The sequence below is a fragment of the Hydrocoleum sp. CS-953 genome, from assembly GCF_002260545.1.
In the GTDB taxonomy this organism is placed as follows: Bacteria; Cyanobacteriota; Cyanobacteriia; order Cyanobacteriales; family Microcoleaceae; genus Trichodesmium.
Genome location: NZ_LGSU01000589.1, coordinates 1 through 3752, shown reverse-complemented (window position 1 = coordinate 3752; position 3752 = coordinate 1). Strand labels below are relative to the sequence as shown.

The following is a 3752-nucleotide window of genomic DNA, read 5'->3' as shown; positions in this document are numbered from 1 at the left end:
CCCCTTGGATAGGGGAAAAAAAGTGCTAGGATATTTCCCGATATTCAATTCCGTAACGGTTTTAACCTTCTTGTAATTATCAATTATCCATTATCAATTATCAATTAATGAAATACTTAGTTTTTTTAAGCTTTCTGACTTCAAAAATTTTAATTAATACCAATTTTATAAAATCTTGTAGAGTCTGAGTTTGTTCGTAGGTGGTAAATATTAGGTAAGCATTCAGCTATTAGCAGTCATCTCTCAGATTTTTAAATAAGACCCTGCTCTTAAGGGTAGAGTTTAAATAAATGAAGCAAGCATTCCCTGAAATTCTACTACATTTTTAACCAGATAACTGAAGGACAAGAACGACGAGCTTGAGTTTCCAAATAAAGGTCATGAAGCTGTTAGCGCAGCTCCTCTGCTGGAGGCTAGCTAATAGCTGATAGCTGACTGCTGAATGCTTACAATATTAGATTGTAAGAGAAGCATAAATATCTTAATTAATATAGCAATCTGCGCATTGGTTGTGACAAATCAAAAAGTAAATAAAAAACTCAAACTACCACCTATTCCCAAAAGGTTTTGAATTTTGTACAATACTCAAATAGGATTGCTATCGTTTTACAGATAATTTTAATCTAACCATCTTTTTGGAATCGAGTATAATACAATTCATGCCAAAAGAATGTTAAAAATAACCCAATCAGATCGTGGGAAACTTAATTTCTGATTCTGGAAATATGAAGATTTACTTACTACTTACTACCTCAATTTTTTTGGTAACAAACATTTATCATACCTGTATAAAAGCTAAAAAAATAGAGGAAAAGTTTATCTTCTCCCCCTCCCAATTTTTGCTTATTACCACCTTTTAATCAATTGAATGTAAAACAGATCGCCAACTACCTTAAAGCTGATTATGATCCACGAGATTCGATAACCTCTACTTTGACAGGAGCAACCCCACTTTGAATCATACCTAAAATACGAGCCGCAGCAGATGATACATCAATCACTCTACCTGGAGTAAATGGACCACGGTCATTGATTCTGACAATAACTGAACTACCATTATTTAGATTAGTTACTCGTACTTTTGTCCCAAAAGGCAGAGTTTTATGAGCAGCAGTCATTACATATTGATTAAAACGCTCACCACTGGCGGTCAGGCCACCATGAAATCCAGGCCCATACCAAGATGCCCAACCTTGATATTGGAAAGTAATTCGTCCAACAGCAACTTTTTGTGGCTCCGGTTGTGGTTTAGGTTTTGGTTTGCCTGCTATTTCTTTTAGAGGAGGAGCATTATTAACTTGTCGCCGTAGGCGGTTAGTTGCTTGTAAAGTATCTGTTGCTAAGTTCTTGGTAGTATCTGGCAGAATAGTTTGGTCATTTATTTCTACTAATTTTTGCTCATTGACCAGAATCATGTAACCTTCCCTGTCTGCATCCCACTTTGCTGTAATATCTAGATTGGGACTTTCCTGAATAAGTTGATTTAGTCGGGAGGCAACTACTGATGCTCGCCACACGGAATCTTTTGGTTGGTCTGAGTTAGAAGATTGAATAGTACCTACTTTCACCGAAGAGTCTGAGTTTTGATTATCTCTCTTCTTGTTAGTTTCCTCAGAGTCAAGAAAAGTAAGAACTGGAATATTACGAACATAAAGAGTTGCAGCTTGGCGACCGACCAGTTCATGGGCAAGAATTTTAGTAATGGTATTTTGCCCTTCTTGTGTGTTTAACTGGTATTCTCCAACTTTTAGAACATCTGCTTGTCTGTTGGCAATGGCTTTCTGTGAATTATCATTTGTTTCTGAACTTCTATCTATTAGTTCGTTTTGTCGATCAATTTTTCCTTCCGGAAAAGTATCGGCATAACAGGACACTACACCTAAACTAGAAAATAGAAGGAAAGTAGTAAGACCAGTCCAAATTTTGTGCTTCATCAAGATATTTTTTTTACTAGCACTCGTTGAGTTAGATTTACGTTGGTATAGTCCAGCAATGACTATTCCCGATAACTCAGACTCTTCGATGTTTAAGTATTATTAAGGAACTGAAATAGATTATCACAAACTTTTAAATTTGGGAAACAAATCTTAAAATTTTTTTGGTTGATTTGCTACAAACAAGGCTGATGGTAGACTTATAGAAACTAGACATAGTTGAAGTAGCACTAAGCACTCAGCTATCAGCTATCAGCTTCTCAAAGTGTGTAATGGGGGACTAAAAATCCTATTAACACACAGCAAGTTCTTTATTTTCCAGGAAAAGTTGATAGCTGCTAAAAAAAAGGGGGTCTGCAAATTACTTTTGCGAGAAAATAATCTTCAGAAAATAGTCCCTTGTATTTTGTTGTCTAGCACACAATTAAAGTTTTGGCCTAATACATGATGGATTATAAACAAGCTGGTGTNTGTGTAATGGGGGACTAAAAATCCTATTAACACACAGCAAGTTCTTTATTTTCCAGGAAAAGTTGATAGCTGCTAAAAAAAAGGGGGTCTGCAAATTACTTTTGCGAGAAAATAATCTTCAGAAAATAGTCCCTTGTATTTTGTTGTCTAGCACACAATTAAAGTTTTGGCCTAATACATGATGGATTATAAACAAGCTGGTGTTGATGTTGAAGCTGGTCGTGAATTTGTTAATAATATTCGTAATATGGTTATTAGTACCCACCGACCGGAAGTTTTAGGAGGGTTAGGTGGGTTTAGTGGATTATTTGCTTTACCAACAGGTTACAAAGAACCTGTTTTGGTTTCTGGTACTGATGGTGTGGGTACAAAATTAAAACTGGCAAATACTCTTAATTGTCATCATACTGTTGGTATTGATTTGGTTGCTATGTGTGTCAATGATGTATTGACATCGGGGGCGGAACCTCTATTTTTTTTGGATTATTTGGCAACAGGAAAATTAAATCAACAACAGTTAACTGAAGTAGTTTCTGGTATTGCAGAAGGATGTCGTTTAGCGGGATGTGCTTTAATTGGGGGGGAAACCGCAGAAATGCCTGGTTTTTATTCCCCTGGTGAGTACGATCTGGCAGGTTTTTCTGTGGGAATTGTAGAAAAAAGTTTGATTTTGGATGGCTCTCAGGTAAAATCAGGTGATGTGGCAATTGGATTAGAAAGTAGTGGAATTCATAGTAATGGTTTTAGTTTGGTTAGAAAAATTATTGATGAGTCCAATATTTCTTTAGAAGATAGCCTAGATTTTTTGGAGCAAAAAAGTTTGGGAGAAGCGTTATTAACCCCCACAAAAATTTATGTCAAACCAATTTTAGCAGCGCAAAAAGCTGGTTTAAATATTCATGGTATGGCTCATATTACTGGGGGTGGTTTACCAGAAAATTTACCTCGTTGTTTGCCAACAGGAATGTCTATTAATGTCGATAGAAATAGTTGGGAAATTCCTCCTATTTTTAGGTGGATATCCGAAGTTGGTAATGTAGATGAGGAGGCGATGTTTAATACTTTTAATATGGGGATTGGTTTTGTAGTTTTGGTATCACAAACTCAGGCAGAAATGGCAATTAATTGGTTTGCTTCTCAAGGAATAAGAGCTTATAGTCTGGGTGAAGTTAATTAGTTTTTGATAAAATATTTATCCATAGGAATTTGTTTGCATAAAGCGGAATGATAGCATTTTCCCAAGAAAAAAACAATCACTATAATAACTATGTATATATAATGTATGTATATATATATTAATTAATTATTTATTTTTTTTGTGTCAATCATTAGTATGATAATAAATAT

At 35.2% G+C, this 3752-nt stretch carries 2 protein-coding genes; one reads left to right on the top strand and one right to left on the bottom strand.

The window, feature by feature from the left end; all coding sequences use genetic code 11:
- Positions 1-902: 902 nt before the first annotated feature.
- Positions 903-1934, bottom strand: a complete 1032-nt coding sequence (locus AFK68_RS43815) for a septal ring lytic transglycosylase RlpA family protein (RefSeq protein WP_094672061.1) — start codon at positions 1932-1934, stop codon at positions 903-905.
- A 652-nt stretch (positions 1935-2586) separates the two neighbouring features.
- Here AFK68_RS43815 and purM point away from each other — a divergent pair.
- Entirely contained in the window at positions 2587-3582 is a 996-nt protein-coding gene (purM, locus tag AFK68_RS06455; protein ID WP_094672060.1) for a phosphoribosylformylglycinamidine cyclo-ligase, read from the top strand.
- Positions 3583-3752: the final 170 nt, after the last annotated feature.